General features: G+C 55.8%; 17 protein-coding genes. 11 read left to right on the top strand and 6 right to left on the bottom strand.

Annotation, left to right across the window (positions count from 1 at the left end; all coding sequences use genetic code 11):
* Positions 1 to 87: 87 nt before the first annotated feature.
* From WFN87_RS20830 to WFN87_RS20795, 8 genes are all read left to right on the top strand, one after another.
* Positions 88 to 666: a YecA/YgfB family protein gene (locus WFN87_RS20830; RefSeq protein WP_008461600.1), complete on the top strand. Its 579-nt coding sequence runs from the start codon at positions 88 to 90 to the stop codon at positions 664 to 666.
* Positions 667 to 689: 23 nt separating this feature from the next.
* A complete protein-coding gene (gene pepP / locus WFN87_RS20825; RefSeq protein ID WP_336983650.1) occupies positions 690 to 2,006 on the top strand; it encodes a Xaa-Pro aminopeptidase in 1,317 nt (438 codons plus the stop codon).
* On the top strand, positions 2,003 to 3,181 hold the full coding sequence (gene ubiH / locus WFN87_RS20820) for a 2-octaprenyl-6-methoxyphenyl hydroxylase (RefSeq protein ID WP_336983649.1): 1,179 nt from the start codon (positions 2,003 to 2,005) through the stop codon (positions 3,179 to 3,181). The genes pepP and ubiH overlap by 4 nt, the downstream gene beginning before the upstream one ends.
* Before the next feature lie 12 nt (positions 3,182 to 3,193).
* The gene (ubiI, locus tag WFN87_RS20815) at positions 3,194 to 4,393 is read left to right on the top strand and encodes an FAD-dependent 2-octaprenylphenol hydroxylase (RefSeq protein WP_336983648.1); all 1,200 of its coding nucleotides are present in this window, start codon (positions 3,194 to 3,196) and stop codon (positions 4,391 to 4,393) included.
* 492 nt (positions 4,394 to 4,885) lie between these two features.
* Positions 4,886 to 5,983, top strand: a complete 1,098-nt coding sequence (gene gcvT, locus WFN87_RS20810) for a glycine cleavage system aminomethyltransferase GcvT (RefSeq protein WP_336983647.1) — start codon at positions 4,886 to 4,888, stop codon at positions 5,981 to 5,983.
* A 29-nt stretch (positions 5,984 to 6,012) separates the two neighbouring features.
* On the top strand, positions 6,013 to 6,402 hold the full coding sequence (gene gcvH, locus WFN87_RS20805; RefSeq protein ID WP_336983646.1) for a glycine cleavage system protein GcvH: 390 nt from the start codon (positions 6,013 to 6,015) through the stop codon (positions 6,400 to 6,402).
* A 55-nt stretch (positions 6,403 to 6,457) separates the two neighbouring features.
* Positions 6,458 to 9,331, top strand: a complete 2,874-nt coding sequence (gcvP, locus tag WFN87_RS20800) for an aminomethyl-transferring glycine dehydrogenase (protein ID WP_336983645.1) — start codon at positions 6,458 to 6,460, stop codon at positions 9,329 to 9,331.
* A 217-nt stretch (positions 9,332 to 9,548) separates the two neighbouring features.
* On the top strand, positions 9,549 to 10,292 hold the full coding sequence (locus WFN87_RS20795) for an SDR family oxidoreductase (RefSeq protein ID WP_336983644.1): 744 nt from the start codon (positions 9,549 to 9,551) through the stop codon (positions 10,290 to 10,292).
* Positions 10,293 to 10,335: 43 nt separating this feature from the next.
* On the opposite strand, the gene WFN87_RS20790 is transcribed toward WFN87_RS20795, so the two are convergent.
* From WFN87_RS20790 to WFN87_RS20780, 3 genes are read right to left on the bottom strand one after another with little or no spacing between them, the layout of a single operon-like run.
* The gene (locus tag WFN87_RS20790; protein ID WP_008461611.1) at positions 10,336 to 10,608 is read right to left on the bottom strand and encodes a pentapeptide MXKDX repeat protein; all 273 of its coding nucleotides are present in this window, start codon (positions 10,606 to 10,608) and stop codon (positions 10,336 to 10,338) included.
* 35 nt (positions 10,609 to 10,643) lie between these two features.
* Positions 10,644 to 11,405: a molybdopterin-dependent oxidoreductase gene (locus WFN87_RS20785; RefSeq protein WP_336983643.1), complete on the bottom strand. Its 762-nt coding sequence runs from the start codon at positions 11,403 to 11,405 to the stop codon at positions 10,644 to 10,646.
* A gap of 9 nt (positions 11,406 to 11,414) precedes the next feature.
* Positions 11,415 to 12,026: a cytochrome b/b6 domain-containing protein gene (locus WFN87_RS20780; RefSeq protein WP_008461613.1), complete on the bottom strand. Its 612-nt coding sequence runs from the start codon at positions 12,024 to 12,026 to the stop codon at positions 11,415 to 11,417.
* Positions 12,027 to 12,170: 144 nt separating this feature from the next.
* Between WFN87_RS20780 and WFN87_RS20775 the strand changes: the two genes are divergently transcribed.
* Positions 12,171 to 12,884, top strand: coding sequence for a response regulator transcription factor (locus WFN87_RS20775; RefSeq protein ID WP_008461615.1), 714 nt, complete (start codon positions 12,171 to 12,173; stop codon positions 12,882 to 12,884).
* 4 nt (positions 12,885 to 12,888) lie between these two features.
* Positions 12,889 to 14,355 carry a sensor histidine kinase gene (locus tag WFN87_RS20770; protein ID WP_336708725.1) on the top strand — a complete coding sequence of 489 codons (1,467 nt, stop codon included), beginning with the start codon at positions 12,889 to 12,891 and terminating at the stop codon, positions 14,353 to 14,355.
* 71 nt (positions 14,356 to 14,426) lie between these two features.
* Here WFN87_RS20770 and WFN87_RS20765 read toward each other — a convergent pair whose 3' ends face one another.
* From WFN87_RS20765 to WFN87_RS20755, 3 genes are all read right to left on the bottom strand, one after another.
* A complete protein-coding gene (locus tag WFN87_RS20765; protein ID WP_336983642.1) occupies positions 14,427 to 15,860 on the bottom strand; it encodes a 6-phospho-beta-glucosidase in 1,434 nt (477 codons plus the stop codon).
* A 164-nt stretch (positions 15,861 to 16,024) separates the two neighbouring features.
* Positions 16,025 to 16,753: a MurR/RpiR family transcriptional regulator gene (locus WFN87_RS20760; RefSeq protein WP_336708727.1), complete on the bottom strand. Its 729-nt coding sequence runs from the start codon at positions 16,751 to 16,753 to the stop codon at positions 16,025 to 16,027.
* Between the two features lie 42 nt (positions 16,754 to 16,795).
* A complete protein-coding gene (locus WFN87_RS20755; protein ID WP_166878201.1) occupies positions 16,796 to 17,389 on the bottom strand; it encodes an HD domain-containing protein in 594 nt (197 codons plus the stop codon).
* A gap of 174 nt (positions 17,390 to 17,563) precedes the next feature.
* On the opposite strand from WFN87_RS20755, the gene trhA reads away from it, so the two are divergent.
* Positions 17,564 to 18,217 carry a PAQR family membrane homeostasis protein TrhA gene (trhA, locus tag WFN87_RS20750; RefSeq protein ID WP_008461624.1) on the top strand — a complete coding sequence of 218 codons (654 nt, stop codon included), beginning with the start codon at positions 17,564 to 17,566 and terminating at the stop codon, positions 18,215 to 18,217.
* The last annotated feature ends 6 nt before the right edge of the window (positions 18,218 to 18,223 follow it).

Below are 18,223 nucleotides of genomic sequence, written 5' to 3'. Positions count from 1 at the left end.
ATCAAGATACAAGCCCTTTTCTGGTATCTGCGGGGGTCCTGGTGGTAGCATAACACACACTATTCCTGCCAACGATGACGAATGCGCATGTCAATACAGAACGCAATGCCGGACTACGACTTAGTCGGCCAACTTTTGAACCAACAGGGTGTGGGTCTGACGCCTGCAGAAATGCACGGCTTGATCAGCGGCATGCTGTGCGGTGGTAACAAAGACACCAGCTGGCAAACGCTGCTGCATGACCTGACTAACGAAGGCCTGGCCTTTAGCCAGAACCTCGCTGATCCGCTGCGTCAGATGCACGGCGCCATTGGCGATGCGCTGGAAGACGAAGGCTTCCTGTTCCAGCTTTACCTGCCGGACGGGGATGATGTCTCCGTTTTCGATCGCGCCGATGCGCTTTCCGGCTGGGTAAACCACTTCCTGCTGGGCCTCGGCGTCATGCAGAGCAAGCTCGACAAAGTCACCGGTGAAACCGGCGAAGCCATTGACGATCTGCGTAATATTGCCCAGCTGGGTTACGACGAGGACGAAGACCAGGAAGAGCTGGAGATGTCGCTCGAAGAGATCATTGAATATGTGCGTGTTGCCGCGCTGCTGTGCCACGACACCTTTACTCACGCGGCACCGACCGCGCCAGAGGTACGCAAACCTACGCTCCACTAACGATCAAAAAATCAGGAGATGTGATGACCCAGCAGGAATTTCTTCGCCGCCGCCAGGCGCTACTGGCGAAAATGGTGCCCGGCAGCGCTGCGTTAATTTTCGCGGCTCCGGAAGCGACCCGCAATGCCGACAGCGAATACCCTTATCGGCAGAGCAGCGATTTTTGGTACTTCACCGGCTTTAACGAGCCGGAAGCCGTGCTGGTGCTTATTAAAAGCGATGAGTCGCATAATCACAGCGTGCTGTTCAACCGCCTGCGGGATAAAAGTGCAGAAATTTGGTTTGGCCGCAGGCTTGGCCAGGACGCTGCCCCGCAGAAGTTAGGGGTGGATCGCGCGCTGTCCTTCAGCGAAATCGGTGAGCAATTACATCTCCTGCTAAACGGTCTGGATGCGGTTTACCACGCTCAGGGCGAGTACGAATATGCGGATAACATCGTTTTTGCCGCGCTGGATAAGTTGCGTCGTGGTTCGCGTCAAAATCTCGCTGCGCCCGCAACCCTGACCGACTGGCGTCCGACGGTACACGAACTACGCCTCTTCAAATCCGAAGAAGAGATTGCCGTTATGCGTCGTGCCGGCGAGATTTCCGCGCTGGCGCATACTCGTGCCATGCAGGCCTGCCGCCCGGGAATGTTTGAATATCAGCTCGAGGGTGAAATTCACCACGAGTTTACTCGCCACGGCGCGCGTTATCCTTCGTACACCACTATTGTGGGTGGCGGTGAGAACGGTTGCATTCTGCACTACACCGAAAACGAAAGTGAACTGCGCGACGGAGATCTGGTGCTGATAGACGCCGGATGTGAATACCAAAGCTACGCCGGAGACATCACGCGCACTTTCCCTGTTAACGGCAAATTCAGCCCGGCGCAGCGTGAAATTTACGACATCGTGCTGGAATCGCTCGAAACCTCGCTAAAACTCTACCGGCCGGGCACGTCCATGCAGGAAGTGACGACGGAAGTGGTGCGCATCATGGTTAAGGGGCTGGTGAAGCTCGGTATTCTGAAAGGCGATATCGATCATCTGATCGCCAATAACGCCCACCGCGCGTTCTTTATGCATGGCCTGAGCCACTGGCTGGGGCTGGACGTGCACGACGTGGGCGCTTACGGGCAGGACAGGTCACGCGTGCTGGAGCCGGGCATGGTCATCACCGTCGAACCTGGACTTTATATTGCGCCGGATGCGGACGTGCCCGCGCAGTACCGTGGCATTGGCATCCGCATTGAAGACGACATTGTGATCACCAAAGACGGCAACGAGAACTTGACCGCCAGCGTGGTGAAGTCGGCAGACGATATCGAAGCGCTGATGGCAGCGGCGCGTCAGCCATGAGCGTCATCATTGTTGGCGGCGGGATGGCGGGGGCGACGCTGGCATTAGCCATATCGACCCTCACCCAGGGGAAATTGCCGGTGCACCTCATCGAGGCGATTGCCCCGGACTCAGCCGCTCATCCGGGGTTTGATGCCAGAGCCATCGCGCTCGCCCAGGGCACCCGGCAGCAGTTGGCCCGCATTGGCGTATGGTCTGCGCTCGTCGACTGCGCCACGGCAATTAAAACCGTGCACGTCAGCGACAAAGGCCACGCCGGCTTCGTCACCCTTGAAGCTGAGGATTACCAGATTGATGCGCTTGGGCAGGTTGTGGAGCTGCACGACGTCGGGCTGCGTCTTTTTAGCCTGCTGCGTAAAGCGCCAGGCGTAACGCTGCACTGCCCGCAGCGCGTTTCGTCGTTTACCCGGCATGAGCATAGCGTGCAGGTTGTGCTGGATAACGGCGTCGAGCTGCAGGGCAACGTTTTGGTTGCCGCGGATGGCACTCGTTCTAAGCTGGCGGCGCAGTGCGGCATCACTTGGCAGCCGCAGAGCTACCAGCAGATCGCCGTGATTGCCAACGTCACTACTTCTGAACCCCATCATGGCCGGGCATTTGAGCGCTTTACCGAATACGGGCCAATCGCCATGCTGCCGATGTCCGACGGGCGCTGCTCGCTGGTCTGGTGCCATGCGCTGGATGCCCGTGAGGAGGTTGAAAGCTGGAGCGAAGCAGCGTTTTGTCAGCAGCTTCAGCGTGCCTTTGGCTGGCGGCTGGGGCGAATTACCCATGCAGGCATTCGTCATCATTATCCTCTGGCGTTACAACAGGCTTCTCAGACCGTATCCCATCGCCTGGCGCTGGTAGGCAATGCCGCGCAAACGCTGCATCCGATAGCCGGGCAGGGGTTCAACCTTGGCCTGCGCGACGTTATGTCGCTGGCTGAAGGGTTGGCAGAGGCGCACGCTGCAGGCACGGATGTCGGCAGCTTCCCGGTTTTGGCCGCTTATCAGCAGCGCCGTGCCGCAGATAAAGCGGCAACCATTGGCGTCACTGACGGGCTGGTTCAGCTGTTTGCTAACCGCTGGGCACCGCTAGTGGCGGGCCGTAACCTTAGCCTGATGGCGATGGAACATTTTACTCCGGCACGAGACGTGCTGGCTCAGCGCACCCTGGGTTGGGTGGCGCGTTAAAGGAGAGTCAATTTGCAAAGCGTAGATGTGGCGATTGTCGGCGGCGGCATGGTGGGGCTGGCGGTGGCCTGCGGACTTCAGGGCAGCGGCCTGCGCGTTGCGGTCATTGAAAGTCATCTTCCCCAGCCGCTCGGGCCTGACGCTGCCCCGGAACTGCGCGTTTCGGCTATCAATGCGGCGAGCGAAAAGCTGCTGACGCATTTGGGCGCGTGGCCAAAAATCAGCGAGCGAGCCAGCAGCTATCACGGGATGGAAGTCTGGGAGCGAGACAGCTTCGGGCAAATCGCCTTTGATGATAAGAGCTTCGGTTTTAGCCACCTGGGGCACATCATCGAAAACTCGGTGATCCACCAGGCGCTGTGGCAACGTGCGGAGCAATGCAGCGACATCAGCCTGATGGCCCCCGTGGACATTCACCAGGTCGCCTGGGGTGAAAACGACGCTTTCCTGACCCTGAAAGACGGCACAATGCTAACTGCAAGGCTGGTGGTGGGCGCAGATGGCGCCAACTCCTGGTTGCGGGACAAAGCCGATATCCCGCTGACGTTCTGGGACTATAACCATCATGCGCTGGTAGCGACTATTCGCACCGTCGAGCCGCATCAGGCCGTCGCACGTCAGGTGTTCCACGGCGAAGGCATTCTGGCATTTCTGCCGCTTTCTGACCCACATCTTTGCTCTATTGTCTGGTCGCTGCCGCCGGAAGAAGCTGCTCGTATGCAGCTGGCCGACGATGAAGCGTTTAACCAGGCGCTTTCCGTTGCGTTTAACATGCGTCTCGGCCTGTGTTCTGTTGAAAGCGAGCGCCGCACCTTCCCGTTGACGGGCCGCTACGCCCGCAGCTTTGCCGGCCATCGTCTGGCGCTGGTGGGCGATGCCGCCCATACCATTCACCCACTGGCCGGGCAGGGCGTCAACCTCGGTTTTATGGATGCCGCGGAATTGATTGCGGAAATTCGCCGCCTGCATCGTGAAGGCAAAGATTTTGGACAGCATCTCTACCTGCGTCGCTATGAGCGCAGCCGCAAGCACAGCGCGGCGGTGATGCTGGCCAGTATGCAAGGCTTCCGCGATTTGTTCGCCGGCAGCAACCCGGCGAAAAAACTCCTCAGAGATATTGGCCTGAAGCTTGCCGATACGCTGCCGGGAGTTAAACCTCAGTTGGTTCGCCAGGCGATGGGGTTGCAAGATATGCCATCCTGGCTGCAATAAATACTCGCCATACTTCGCGCTACACGGGGGTGAGCAGTACTCACCCACCTGATGGAATCCATAGTGATAACCCCGTCACATTTCCCTTCCCGATGACCGGGAAGGGTATCTGCTCCCTCGTTTGAAATATTCTAATCTCAGGACAAATCTCGGATTACATTTTCTAATCTTACAAATTATGCGATGTAGTCAATTTGTTTCTGAAATGGTCGTAAATGTTAGCCAGTGCTAAATTCGACACTAAATACCTGCTGTTAATGTGGAGTGAATCGCATTTTTACAGTCAATTACTCTGCACACTTCCTCTCCCATTTTGGTCATAAGCTAATGCAATGGCCGTTTTTCGCTTATGGTTTACGCCCCCGTTCGGTGGTAAGTTCAGGTCAAAGGTAACGTTTGCGTCGCTATCGGGGAACGGTGGCGATGCCGGGTTTCGTCTGACGGTTGGCAAAGCCAAATCCGCCTTGCCACCAGATGGTTAAAGAGGAAAAGATGACTCAACAGACCCCCTTATTTGAACAGCACACGCTCTGCGGTGCCCGCATGGTTGATTTCCACGGCTGGATGATGCCGCTGCACTACGGCTCGCAAATTGATGAGCACCACGCCGTACGCACCGACGCCGGTATGTTCGACGTGTCGCACATGACCATCGTCGATCTGCACGGCAGCCGTACCCGCGAGTTTCTGCGTTACTTAGTCGCCAACGACGTCGCCAAACTCACCCAGCCGGGCAAAGCGCTTTACGCTGCCATGCTCAATGCTTCCGGCGGCGTGATTGACGACCTGATTATCTATTTCCTCACCGAAGACTATTTCCGCCTCGTTGTTAACTCCGCTACTCGTGAAAAAGACCTTGCCTGGATCAACCAGCACGCTGAACCGTTTGGCGTGTCCGTCACCGTGCGTGACGACCTGGCGCTGATTGCCGTTCAGGGGCCGAATGCGAAGGCCAAAGCCGCCACGCTGTTTAGCGAAGCGCAGCGTAAAGCCGTTGAAGGCATGAAACCGTTCTTTGGCGTGCAGTCCGGTGATTTGTTTATTGCTACCACCGGCTACACCGGCGAAGCGGGCTATGAAATTGCGATGCCGAACGACAAGGCCGCGGGATTCTGGGCGCAGCTGGTTGAGGCGGGCGTTAAGCCTTGCGGCCTGGGCGCTCGCGACACGCTGCGTCTTGAAGCTGGCATGAACCTTTACGGCCAGGACATGGACGAAGGCGTTTCTCCACTAGCCGCGAACATGGGCTGGACCATCGCGTGGCAGCCTGAAGATCGTGATTTTATCGGCCGTGAAGCGCTGGAAGCACAGCGCGCGAACGGTACCGAAGAGCTGGTTGGCTTGATCATGACCGAAAAAGGCGTATTACGTAATGAGCTGCCGGTACGGTTTACCGACGCGCAGGGCAATACGCATGAAGGGGCAATCACCAGCGGCACCTTCTCGCCAACGCTCGGCTACAGCATTGCGCTGGCTCGCGTCCCGGCGGGCATCGGTGAAACGGCGATCGTGCAGATCCGCAACCGCGAAATGCCGGTCAAAGTCACCAAACCTATTTTTGTTCGCGCCGGTAAGCCGGTCGCGCTTTAAATTTTGAAATCAGGTATCAGGAGAAAACAATGAGCAATGTGCCGAACGAACTGAAATACAGCAAAGAGCACGAATGGCTGCGTAAAGAAGCTGATGGCAGCTACGCCGTAGGTATCACCGAACACGCACAGGAACTGCTGGGCGACATGGTATTTGTTGACCTGCCTGAAGTGGGCGCCACCGTTTCTGCCGGTGATGATTGTGCCGTTGCTGAATCCGTGAAAGCGGCTTCTGACATCTACGCCCCAATCAGCGGTGAAATCGTTGCGGTCAACGACGCGCTGAGCGACAGCCCGGAGCTGGTCAACAGCGAACCTTACGGCGAAGGCTGGATCTTCAAAATTAAAGCCAGCGACGAAGCACAGGTTGCCGCGCTGCTGGATGCTTCTGCCTATGAAGCACTGTTAGAAGACGAGTAATTTTTAAACCCCTCTCCCTGGTGGGGAGGGGAAACCATTTCAGGAATCACCGCTCATGACCCAGTCTTTACGTCAGTTAGAGAATCACGAAGCGTTTATCGATCGTCACATTGGCCCGGACGCGCAGCAGCAGCAAGAGATGCTGGAGACCGTCGGCGCGAAGACGCTCCCCGACCTGATCGCCAGCATTGTCCCGCAGGATATTCAGCTTGCTGAGCCGCCTCAGATTGGCGCCGCGGCGACCGAGTTTGCGGCCCTGGCAGAGTTAAAAGGCATTGCCAGCCGCAATAAACGCTTCAAAACTTACATTGGCATGGGTTACACCGCGGTACAAACGCCGCCGGTGATTCTGCGTAACATGCTGGAAAACCCAGGCTGGTACACCGCCTACACGCCTTACCAGCCTGAAGTTTCCCAGGGGCGTCTTGAAGCGCTGCTGAACTTCCAGCAGGTCACGCTTGACCTGACCGGCATGGATATCGCTTCCGCTTCTCTGCTTGATGAAGCTACCGCGGCAGCCGAAGCTATGGCGATGGCTAAGCGCGTCAGCAAGCTGAAAAACGCTAACCGTTTCTTCGTGGCCTCTGACGTTCATCCACAAACGCTGGACGTGGTGCGTACCCGCGCGGAAACCTTCGGTTTTGACGTCATTGTCGATGATGCGGCGAAAGTGCTGGACCATCAGGATGTGTTCGGCGTGCTGCTTCAGCAGGTGGGCACCACCGGCGAAGTGCATGATTACACGGCTCTGATTGCCGAGCTGAAACGGCGCAAAGTTGTGGTCAGCGTAGCCGCAGATTTCATGACGCTGGTGATGCTGACCGCGCCGGGCAAACAGGGCGCGGACATTGTCTTCGGCTCTGCCCAGCGCTTCGGTGTCCCAATGGGCTACGGCGGCCCGCACGCGGCGTTCTTCGGCGCTCGCGATGAATTTAAACGTTCCATGCCAGGCCGTATTATCGGCGTTTCCCGCGATGCCGCTGGCCGCACCGCGCTGCGCATGGCGATGCAAACCCGCGAGCAGCACATCCGCCGCGAGAAGGCGAACTCCAACATCTGTACTTCCCAGGTGCTGTTGGCGAACATTGCCAGCCTGTATGCGGTCTTCCACGGCCCGGCTGGCCTGAAACGCATTGCAGGCCGAATCCACCGCCTGACCGACATTCTGGCCGCTGGCCTGCAGCAGAAAGGGCTGGTTCTGCGCCACAAACACTGGTTCGACACCCTTTGTGTTGAAGTGGCTGATAAAGCCGCCGTGCTGGCGCGTGCCGAAGCGCGTGAAATTAACCTGCGTAGCGACATCCTGAACGCGGTAGGCATCACTCTTGATGAAGCCACCACCCGTGAAGATGTTGTTGCTCTGTTCGACGTGCTGCTGGGCGATGCTCACGGCCTGGGTATCGACAAGCTGGATCGTGACGTTGCCAACGACAGCCAGTCCATTCCGGCTCCGATGCTGCGTGATGACGAGATCCTGACCCACCCGGTCTTTAATCGCTACCACAGCGAAACCGAGATGATGCGCTACATGCACTCTCTGGAGCGTAAAGATCTGGCGCTCAACCAGGCGATGATCCCGCTCGGCTCCTGCACCATGAAGCTGAACGCCGCGGCCGAAATGATCCCGATCACCTGGCCGGAATTTGCCGAGCTGCACCCGTTCTGCCCGGCAAACCAGGCCGAAGGCTACCACCAGATGATCGCCCAGCTGTCCGACTGGCTGGTGAAACTGACCGGCTACGACGCGCTGTGCATGCAGCCGAACTCCGGCGCCCAGGGCGAATACGCTGGCTTGCTGGCTATCCGCCGCTACCACGAAAGCCGCAACGAAGGCAGCCGCAACATCTGCCTGATCCCAAGCTCTGCGCACGGTACCAACCCGGCTTCGGCGCAAATGGCGGGTATGGAAGTGATCGTCGTGGCCTGTGATAAACAAGGCAACATCGATCTGCAGGATCTGCGTGTTAAAGCTGAACAGGCGGGCGAAGCGCTCTCCTGCATCATGGTGACTTACCCGTCCACTCACGGCGTGTACGAAGAAACGATCCGCGAAGTGTGCCAGATCGTGCATCAGTTTGGGGGCCAGGTTTACCTGGACGGCGCTAATATGAACGCCCAGGTGGGGATCACCACGCCGGGGTATATCGGCGCGGACGTTTCACACCTCAACCTGCACAAAACCTTCTGCATTCCGCACGGCGGCGGCGGCCCGGGCATGGGCCCAATCGGCGTGAAAGCGCATCTGGCTCCGTTTGTACCGGGCCACAGCGTGGTGCAGATTGAAGAGATGCTGACCCAGCAAGGCGCGGTTTCCGCCGCCCCGTTTGGCAGCGCCTCTATTCTGCCAATCAGCTGGATGTACATCCGCATGATGGGCGCGGACGGCCTGAAGAAAGCCAGCTCCGTAGCGATTTTGAACGCCAACTACATCGCGACCCGCCTGAAATCCGCGTATCCGGTGCTGTACACCGGCGCGAATGGCCGTGTGGCTCACGAATGTATTCTGGATATTCGTCCGCTGAAAGAAGAAACCGGCATCAGCGAGCTGGATATCGCCAAGCGCCTGATCGACTTCGGCTTCCACGCGCCAACCATGTCGTTCCCGGTAGCGGGCACGCTGATGGTTGAGCCAACCGAATCCGAAAGCAAAGTGGAGCTGGACCGCTTTATTAATGCGATGCTGTCCATCCGCAGCGAAATCGACCGCGTCGTTGCAGGCGAATGGCCGCTGGAAGACAACCCGCTGGTGAACGCGCCGCACACTCAGGATGAAATTGTTGCCGAGTGGGCGCACCCGTACACCCGTGAACTGGCGGTCTTCCCGGCAGGTCACGGCAATAAATACTGGCCAACCGTGAAGCGCCTTGACGACGTTTACGGCGACCGCAATCTGTTCTGCTCCTGCGTGCCGATGAGCGAGTACGAATAGTTTTTACAGATTGAATCAAGGGCACTTCGGTGCCCTAAAGACTGCTGACAATCCTCTGGTGATAGTAGAAATGCTAGACGATTCGTCAAAAAAATAAGGAAAATCAATTTATTGATTTTCGGCTGATAATCACAAAGAGGAAAAAACCACGCTTTTTTCCTCTTTGTCATCAACCTTAAGGGCACTTCGGTGCCCTTTCTTGTTTCTGGAGAGTCACATGAAGATAGCTTTGGTTACCGGCGGCAGCCGGGGAATGGGTAAAGCAACCTCGCTTTTGCTGGCTCAGCATGGTTATAAAGTGGTGGTGAACTACCTCCGCAATAAGCAGGCTGCGGATGAAGTGGTCAAGACGATCATTGCCCAGGGCGGAGAAGCGCTGGCGCTGCGGGCGGATATTGCCGATGAGCTGCAGGTGATGGCGATGTTCGCCGAAATCGATAACGCATTTGGGCCGCTGACCGCCCTGGTGAATAACGCCGGCATCTTGTTCCAGCAATCGACCATTGAAAACCTTACGGCGGAACGTATCAATCGCGTGCTGACGACAAACGTTACCGGATATTTTCTCTGCTGCCGGGAAGCAGTGAAGCGCATGGCATGGCGTCACGGTGGGGAAGGTGGAGCCATTGTGAATGTCTCTTCTGCCGCGTCCCGCTTAGGCGCTGCTGGGGAATATGTTGATTATGCCGCGTCCAAAGGAGCCGTCGATACGTTGACCACCGGGCTGGCGGTAGAGGTTGCCGCGCAGGGGATCCGCGTGAACGGCGTGCGGCCCGGTTTTATTTATACCGAAATGCATGCTTCCGGTGGAGAAGCGGGGAGAGTTGATCGGGTGAAAACGGCATTGCCGATGCAGCGCGGCGGTCAGCCGGAAGAGATCGCGGAGACCATTCTATGGCTGCTGAGCGAAAAGGCATCTTACGTGACCGGCACCTTTATTGATGCGGCAGGTGGGAAATGAGTTCGCTACGCCAGAAGAGGGTGAGACTGGCGTAGCGTCAGGCTTATTGCTTGCTCATGCTGTCTTTCGCCATACCGTCTTTGGCCATGCTGTCTTTGCCCATAGGGTCTTTGCTCATCCCGTCTTTCTTCATGCCATCTTTGGACATGCAATCTTTCTTCATGCCGTCTTTGTTCATGCCGTCTTTACAGGTGTGGGTCATTTTGCCCATGCCGTCTTTGGCCATGGAATCCTTGCTCATCGAGTCGGCAGCGTTAGCCCCGGCGATACCGAACAGCATGGTGGAGCACAGCAGGGCAGCGTAGATCTTTTTCATGATGTATTTCCTTGATTTTGCAGTGAGACAGAGAGTTAACTACCACCGAACCAGTTATAGCCCTGGTCTTCCCAGTAGCCGCCGGGGTAGCGATTGGTGACTTCAATGACCTGAATATGCTTCGGGTTCTTGTAGCCGAGTTTGGTAGGGATACGCAGTTTCATCGGGTAGCCATATTTGCGCGGCAGGACTTTGCCATCCCAGGTTAAAGCAATCAGCGTTTGTGGATGCAGCGCGGTGGCCATATCAATGCTGGTGTAGTAGTCATCCGCGCATTTAAAGCTGACGTATTTGGCTCGCAGGTCGGCGCCAATCCCTTTCAGGAACAGGGCAAAAGGGACGCCGCCCCATTTACCGATGGCGCTCCAGCCTTCGACGCAGATATGGCGGGTCACCTGGCTGACCTGCGCCATCTGGTGCAGCTGTGCCAGCGTCCACGGGCGCTTGTCGGTAATTAGCCCGGCAAGCTCCAGGCGGTAGCTGTCGCCGTTGATGTCCGGCGCCTCGTCCTCGCCGTAAAAGGCGTTAAACGGGAAGTTAGCGTCGATCATGCTTTCCGGGTAAACCGGTGCCAGTTGGCTGCCGTTAAACAGCCAGGCCTGAATGCGGTCGTTAAAACGTGAAATCTTGCTGAGCGAACTTTCAACCGTGGCGTTATCGCTGATATCGCAGCCGGTGAGCATCGCGATGCCGCCGAGCGTTAAGCTATGCTTTAAAAAACGACGGCGGCCTTCCTGCGTGAGCTGCTTATTAATCAGTTGCGTCGCTTCTTTAATGATTTCGTTTTTATCGCTCATGTTTCTTCCTCAGCGGCCACGGAGCATGGCGAGCAACGTGCGGGGCACCAGCGCCACCATCAGCAGATGAATCACCACGAAACCGACCAGGGCGGACATGGCATAAAAGTGGATAAACCTCGCTGTGTCATAGCCGCCAAGCAATTCTCGCAGCAGGGCAAACTGCACGGATTTCCACACGACGAGGCCGGAAATAACCAGTAGCAGGCTATCGGCGATAACAAACAGATAGGCCGCCTTTTGCACCATGTTGTAATGGCTCAGGTCAGCGTGGGCTAATTTCCCCCGCAGCGCCGCAAAGGCGTCCTGGAAGAATTCGCGAGGCGATAAGGGCCAGTATTTCTGCTTAAAGCGGCCGCTGAAGAGATTGCACAGCAGATAAATCACGCCGTTGACCGCAAACAGCCACATCCCGGCGAAGTGCCACTGCAGCGCGCCACCCAGCCAGCCGCCGAGTGTCAGTTCGTTGGCAAACTGGAAATGAAACAGCGGAGAGGCGTTATAAATGCGCCAGCCGCTGGTGACCATAATCAGGATCGCCAGCGCATTCAGCCAGTGGCAGAGCCTCAGCCATAGCGGGTGAATGAGCGTTGGGGCGGTATGCAGCGTTGAGCTTTCCATCGTCCGGCTTCCTCGTGATTCGATGCAGCGAGTATTGGCCAGATTTGTTCCCCATTGCCTCACGCAAAGTTAAATTAAATGTGACAACTTAACCGACGCGAGTTGTGTAAACTTTGGCTATGCCAGCGTGTGGGGACAGACAAAGTGAATCAGGCAAAAAAAATACTGATCGTAGAAGACGACGAAAATATCGCCGAGCTTCTGCAGCTGCATTTGCGGGAAGAAGGCTTTGAAATTGTGCATGCCGCCGACGGCAATCTCGGCCTGGAAAAGCTCAGGCAGGGCGGCTGGGATGCGCTGATTCTCGATCTGATGCTGCCCGGCGTCGATGGCCTGGAGATTTGCCGCTTTGCCAGAAGCATGACGCGGTACACGCCGATTATTATGATCAGCGCTCGCTCCAGCGAAACGCATCGCGTGCTGGGGCTTGAGCTGGGCGCGGACGACTACCTGGCGAAACCGTTTTCAATGCTCGAACTGGTCGCCCGCGTGAAGGCGCTGTTCCGCCGTCAGGAGGCCATGAGCCAGAACCTCAAGATAGACGCCGGCACGCTGACGTTTGGCCCGCTCACGATTGATCCGCTGGCCAGAGATGTTCGGCTGAATCAGATGCCGATAGATCTCACCCCGCGTGAGTTTGATTTGCTGTACTTTTTCGCCCGCAACCCGGACAAAGTGTTTTCGCGGCTGCACCTGCTCAACCAGGTTTGGGGCTACCAGCACGAAGGCTATGAGCACACCGTAAACACCCACATCAACCGGCTGCGCATCAAGATTGAAGATAACCCGGCGGAGCCGAATTTTATCCGCACCGTGTGGGGTAAAGGCTATAAGTTTACCGCCCTGATACGTGAGTAACCCTATGCGAATTCTTACGCTTTCCCGCCGCCTGACGCTGGTTTTTGCCGTGTTGCTGCTGACCGCCTGCGCCTTTTTGGGCTGGCTGCAGGTGCGTACCAGCACGCAATACAGCCAGGCCGTGATTCAGCAACTCTCCGGTGACCTGGCGCAGCACATCAACCAGAGCTACCCGCTGCTCGGGCAGGATGGGCTGAACAAAGACTCGGTCCGCACGCTGTTCGACCATCTGATGGCCGTTAACCCCAGTGTGGAAGTTTATCTGCTGGATAAACAAGGCAATATCATTGGTGATGCAGCCCCGGATGGGCATATTAAGCGCCATCAGGTCGATCTCGCTCCGCTACGGGCCGCGCTGAACGGCGGCAAATTCCCGCTTTATGGCGACGACCCGCGCAGCCTGGACGGGCAGAAAGTGTTTAGCGTGGCGCCGATGATGCGAGACGGCAAGCTGGAGGGCTATTTGTATGTGGTGCTGCTGGGGGAAACCTACAATCAGCTTGCCAACAGCGCTCAGTTTGATGCCGTTTTAAAGCTAAGCCTGTTTCTGCTCAGCCTGGTCTGCGTGCTGGGGTTGGTGGTGGGCGGCCTGGCGTTTCGCTGGATCACACGCCCGTTACGCGAACTTTCGCAGCACGTTAAGGCGCTAGAATCAGGAGGGATGGCCGAAATGCAGGCCATGGCGGCTCTGCCGCAAAATCCAGGAGGAGATGGGGATGAGCTGGCCCAACTGCGTCACGGGGTGATTGCTATGGCCGGGCGAATCTCCGAGCAGTGGCATAGCCTGACTCAGCAAGATCAGCTGCGGCGCGAGTTTATCGCCAATATCTCCCATGACCTGAGAACGCCGCTAACGTCGCTGCATGGTTACCTGGAAAGCCTCTCGGTCATGTCGGCTACGCTGAGCGAGGCGGAGAAAAAGCGCTATCTGGATATTGCGCTGGCCCAGAGTCAGAAGGTTGGGGCGCTGGCGCAGTCGCTGTTCGAACTGGCCAGGCTGGAATACGGGGTGGTGAAGCCACACAAAGAGAGCTTCTCCCTGAGCGAATTGCTGCAGGATGTGTTCCAGAAATTTGAGCTTCCGGCGCAAACTCGCCAACTTGAACTTTTAGCTGACATCCAGCCAGGACTGCCGCTGATTGAAGCCGATGTCAGCATGATCGAGCGCGTGTTGACTAATCTGTTGGACAACGCCATTCGCCATACGCCGGACAAAGGCATGATTTCAGTCCGGCTGTGGAAAGAGGTGGATAAAGTCATGGTGCAGGTCAGCGACAGCGGGCCAGGTATTCCGCAGGAGCTAAAAGAGGGGCTGTTTGTGCGGCCTTCGATTGTGAATCAATCCCGGCTCAGGGTTGGCGGGCTTGGACTGATGATTGTGCGCCAGATGCTGCAACTGCACGGCAGCGACATTTCGCTGGTGGACCAGCCAAAGCGCGGGGCCTGCTTCCGGTTTGGGTTGCCCGTTTAAATAAAAAAGGCGCCATGAGGGCGCCTTTTGCTTATCAACGCTAAACCACCTCCTATGGAGGTGGTGATCGTTTAGATATTCTCGCCATTGCTGGCGATCACTTCTTTGTACCAGTTGAAGCTCTTCTTGCGGGAGCGCGACATATCTCCAGTGCCGTCGTCGTGTTTGTTGACGTAGATAAAGCCGTAGCGCTTGCTGTACTGGCCGGTGGTAAACGACACACAGTCGATGCAGCCCCATGGCGTATAGCCCATCAGATCCACACCGTCGTAGGTCACAGCTTTTTTCAATTCTTCAACGTGAGCGCGCAGGTAATCAATGCGGTAGTCATCGTTGATGGTGCCGTCCGCCTCTACTTTGTCGTAAGCGCCAAAGCCGTTTTCTACGATGAACAGCGGTTTCTGGTAGCGTTCATACAGTTCACACAGCGCGTAGCGCAGGCCAACCGGGTCAATCTGCCAGCCCCAGTCGGAGGCTTTGACGTGCGGGTTCGGCACGCTGCCCTGGAAGCCGGAAAGCGCATCGCCGCTGCCGCCTTCGGCCTGAACGGCGTTCGTCATGTAGTAGCTGAACCCGAGATAATCACAGACGCCTTCGCGCAGGATCTGCTCGTCACCGGCTTCCATTTTAATGTTGAACTCGCGGCGTTCCCATTCGTTCAGTACATAAGACGGGTAATAGCCACGCAGCTGGACGTCGGTAAACACATAGCGTTCACGCATCGATTCTTGCGCAAACATTTGGTCTTCAGGCTTACAGGAGAAGGCGTACAGCGGCACCATCGCTAGCATGCAGCCAATCTTCATTTCCGGATTGATGCGATGGCCTATCTTCACCGCCATTGCGCTCGCCACAAACTGGTGATGCAGCACCTGGTACATCACCTCTTCCGGGTTGTCGTGCTCAGTGTAAACCACACCGGAGCAGCAGTAGCCGAACAGCGGCGCGCGCCAGTTACGCTGGTTATTGATTTCGTTAAAGGTCATCCAGTACTTCACTTTGCTCTTGTAACGCTCGAACACGACTTCGGCGAAACGAACAAAGAAATCGACCACTTTTCGGTTGGTCCAGCCGCCGTATTCGGTCACCAGGTGGTGCGGCATTTCGAAGTGGGAGAGGGTGATGACCGGCTCGATATTGTATTTCAGCAGCTCATCGAACATATCGTCGTAGAACTTCAGGCCAGCTTCGTTAGGCTGCTGCTCGTCGCCGTTGGGGAAAATGCGGGTCCAGGCAATGGAGGTACGGAAGCATTTGAAGCCCATCTCGGCAAACAGCTTAATGTCTTCTTTGTAGCGGCCATGAAAATCAATCGCTTCGTGGTTCGGGTAGTATTTCCCGGCTTCGACCTGCAGAGTTATCTCGCGCGGGACGCCGTGGGCGCCGCCCGTCAGTACGTCACAAATGCTTGGGCCTTTACCGTCTTTGTTCCAGCCGCCTTCCACCTGGTGAGCGGCAACCGCACCGCCCCATAAAAAGTCCTTCGGTAACTTAAGTTGTTTCATATTCTTTCATCTCATTGTTAGCGCATGAAATAATGTGCGTAGGTTCACATCGTCGCGCTGAAAGTATTATTTCTGCTTTGGAGTCTAACAAATGAAAACGGATTGTCACGATATAACAAATAGCGTGAATTGTGATTTGTCACAAATATAAAACAAGGTGTTTTTTATAGCATTCTTTTTGCCAGACGGCGGCCAATGGTTTCAAGAATATAAATAACGGGGATTTGTGTAGTGATGTCATACACTCCGGCAATACGTACCGGTGGAATATGCCAGGAAATATTAAAGTCGGCTAACTTAGCCAGCGATGAGTTTTCATGGCTGGTGACAGACATCACTTTACAGTGGTGAAGGCTGAACTGGCTGGCAAAGCGCAGGATCTCCTCCGTCTCACCTGAAACGGAAAGCACAATAGCCAGCGCGTTTCGTGCCATATCATTGGTGACCGGAAAATAAGGATCATCAATATGGTTGCTAAATTTACCAACGTTTGAGAAAAAACGTGCACCATATTTAGCTAAAGCACCGGATGTTCCCGCGCCAACAAAAATAATACGCTCGGAGGAGCAAATAATATCAACGGCGTGGTCGATTAAATTATCGAATTCTTCATTATTGGTACTTTTAAAAAAACTGATAATTTCGCTACTGCCGAAATTAGCGGGCTGAATTTCCGTTTGCTCCAGATATAATTTAAAACGAACGCGAAACTCGGAATACCCTTCACAGTTGAGTTTGCGGCAAAAACGCAACACGGTCGTGGTGGAGACTCCTGCGGCATCCGCCAGCTCTCGAATGGTCATGTACATGACTTTGTCTTTGTTTTTAATGACAAAGTTGTACACCATCATTTCGAGGCCGTTCAGGGTGGCGATTGCCGCATGGGTAAACATACTTTTTCTTCCTGCTGGTACGGTGCTTACGGATGGCTGGAACTAACGCAGCCAGCCTTTCTCGTGCGCCCGATATAATTGACGCTCGACATGTTGCCACAATTCCGGCCAGCTTTCTCCCACCTGCGCATTGCGAGTTAATACCTGCTGCAGGGAAATATTATTCTCTCGCCAGCTCTGCCCTTCGTTATGCAGGTTAAGCAGAATAGGTAAAATGCGATCCAGCGCCCCGGCAAAGCGGGCGTCGGGCGTGGTGCCTGCCTCATATTCTTGCCACAAAGCCAGAAATTGTGGCCCCTGCGGCGCAGGCAACAAACCAAACAGACGCCGTGCCGCCGCCGCTTCTTTTTCGGCGATGGCTTCACGGGCCGCAATGTCATAAACCAGCACATCGCCAACATCGATTTCTACGATGTCGTGCAGCAGCGCCATTTGGATCACGCGCTGAATATTCACCTCTTTTTCGGCCCAGGGGGCGAGGCTCATTGCCGCCATAGCGAAGTGCCAGCTGTGCTCGGCAGAGTTTTCATGTCTTTCATGACCGATGATTTTGGTGCGACGCTGAACCAGCTTCAGCTTATCAATCTCCATCAGGAAATGGATAACTGCACTCATTTCACCAAATGCCTGTTGCATCGTATTTTCCCTGTTTTTTGGCTGTCGTTTGATTGTAAAAGAAATCCTCCAGGCTGACGAAGGGAGTCGTCACAGACGCTCACATATTTATTTTAGCTTACATGTGTTCACTGGAATCATTCTCAGTTAGGATAGGAACGCCGCGTTATTCTTCTTTATCTCGGGAGGAGCCAGATGGCTCGTAAACCACTTGTCGCGCATGGATATTCTCTGGCAGAGGAAGTAGCCAATAGCATTAGCCACGGCATTGGGTTGGTGTTCGGTATTGTTGGCCTGGTGTTGTTGCTGGTGCAGGCGGTCGATGCCAATGCCAGCGCAACGGCAATTACCAGCTACAGTCTTTACGGCGGCAGCATGATCCTGCTGTTTCTCGCCTCAACGCTTTACCACGCTATTCCACATGAGCGGGCCAAGCGGTGGCTTAAAAAATTCGACCACTGCGCCATTTACCTGCTGATCGCCGGCACGTATACCCCGTTTTTGCTGGTAGGGCTCAACTCGCCGCTGTCGAAGGGGCTGATGATTGTTATCTGGAGCCTGGCGCTGGCGGGGATCCTGTTTAAGCTCACCATTGCACACCGGTTTAAGGTGTTGTCGCTGGTGACCTATCTGCTGATGGGCTGGCTGTCGCTGGTCGTCATCTACCAAATGGTCGTCAAACTGGCACCGGGCAGCGTTACGCTGCTGGCGATTGGCGGTATTGTTTACTCGCTGGGGGTGATTTTCTACGTCTGCAAACGTATTCCGTACAATCATGCCATTTGGCATGGGTTTGTGCTGGGCGGCAGCGTCTGCCATTTCCTCGCGATTTATCTCTATATTCGTTAAAGCGTC

Source organism: Cedecea sp. AS113 (assembly GCF_037152415.1).
Lineage (GTDB): Bacteria > Pseudomonadota > Gammaproteobacteria > Enterobacterales > Enterobacteriaceae > Cedecea.
Note: the sequence above shows the minus strand (reverse complement) of the source record. Positions and strands in the feature narration are given on the sequence as shown.

What these genes read in the sequence shown, in the direction of transcription:
- WFN87_RS20755 (WP_166878201.1), bottom strand. Translation starts at nt 17,389, where the DNA reads ATGCAACAGGCATTTGGTGAAATGAGTGCAGTTATCCATTTCCTGATG.
- WFN87_RS20760 (WP_336708727.1), bottom strand. Translation starts at nt 16,753, where the DNA reads ATGTTTACCCATGCGGCAATCGCCACCCTGAACGGCCTCGAAATGATG.
- WFN87_RS20830 (WP_008461600.1), top strand. Translation starts at nt 88, where the DNA reads ATGTCAATACAGAACGCAATGCCGGACTACGACTTAGTCGGCCAACTT.
- pepP (WP_336983650.1), top strand. Translation starts at nt 690, where the DNA reads ATGACCCAGCAGGAATTTCTTCGCCGCCGCCAGGCGCTACTGGCGAAA.
- gcvP (WP_336983645.1), top strand. Translation starts at nt 6,458, where the DNA reads ATGACCCAGTCTTTACGTCAGTTAGAGAATCACGAAGCGTTTATCGAT.
- WFN87_RS20765 (WP_336983642.1), bottom strand. Translation starts at nt 15,860, where the DNA reads ATGAAACAACTTAAGTTACCGAAGGACTTTTTATGGGGCGGTGCGGTT.
- gcvT (WP_336983647.1), top strand. Translation starts at nt 4,886, where the DNA reads ATGACTCAACAGACCCCCTTATTTGAACAGCACACGCTCTGCGGTGCC.
- WFN87_RS20780 (WP_008461613.1), bottom strand. Translation starts at nt 12,026, where the DNA reads ATGGAAAGCTCAACGCTGCATACCGCCCCAACGCTCATTCACCCGCTA.
- gcvH (WP_336983646.1), top strand. Translation starts at nt 6,013, where the DNA reads ATGAGCAATGTGCCGAACGAACTGAAATACAGCAAAGAGCACGAATGG.
- WFN87_RS20790 (WP_008461611.1), bottom strand. Translation starts at nt 10,608, where the DNA reads ATGAAAAAGATCTACGCTGCCCTGCTGTGCTCCACCATGCTGTTCGGT.
- WFN87_RS20785 (WP_336983643.1), bottom strand. Translation starts at nt 11,405, where the DNA reads ATGAGCGATAAAAACGAAATCATTAAAGAAGCGACGCAACTGATTAAT.
- WFN87_RS20770 (WP_336708725.1), top strand. Translation starts at nt 12,889, where the DNA reads ATGCGAATTCTTACGCTTTCCCGCCGCCTGACGCTGGTTTTTGCCGTG.
- trhA (WP_008461624.1), top strand. Translation starts at nt 17,564, where the DNA reads ATGGCTCGTAAACCACTTGTCGCGCATGGATATTCTCTGGCAGAGGAA.
- ubiH (WP_336983649.1), top strand. Translation starts at nt 2,003, where the DNA reads ATGAGCGTCATCATTGTTGGCGGCGGGATGGCGGGGGCGACGCTGGCA.
- WFN87_RS20795 (WP_336983644.1), top strand. Translation starts at nt 9,549, where the DNA reads ATGAAGATAGCTTTGGTTACCGGCGGCAGCCGGGGAATGGGTAAAGCA.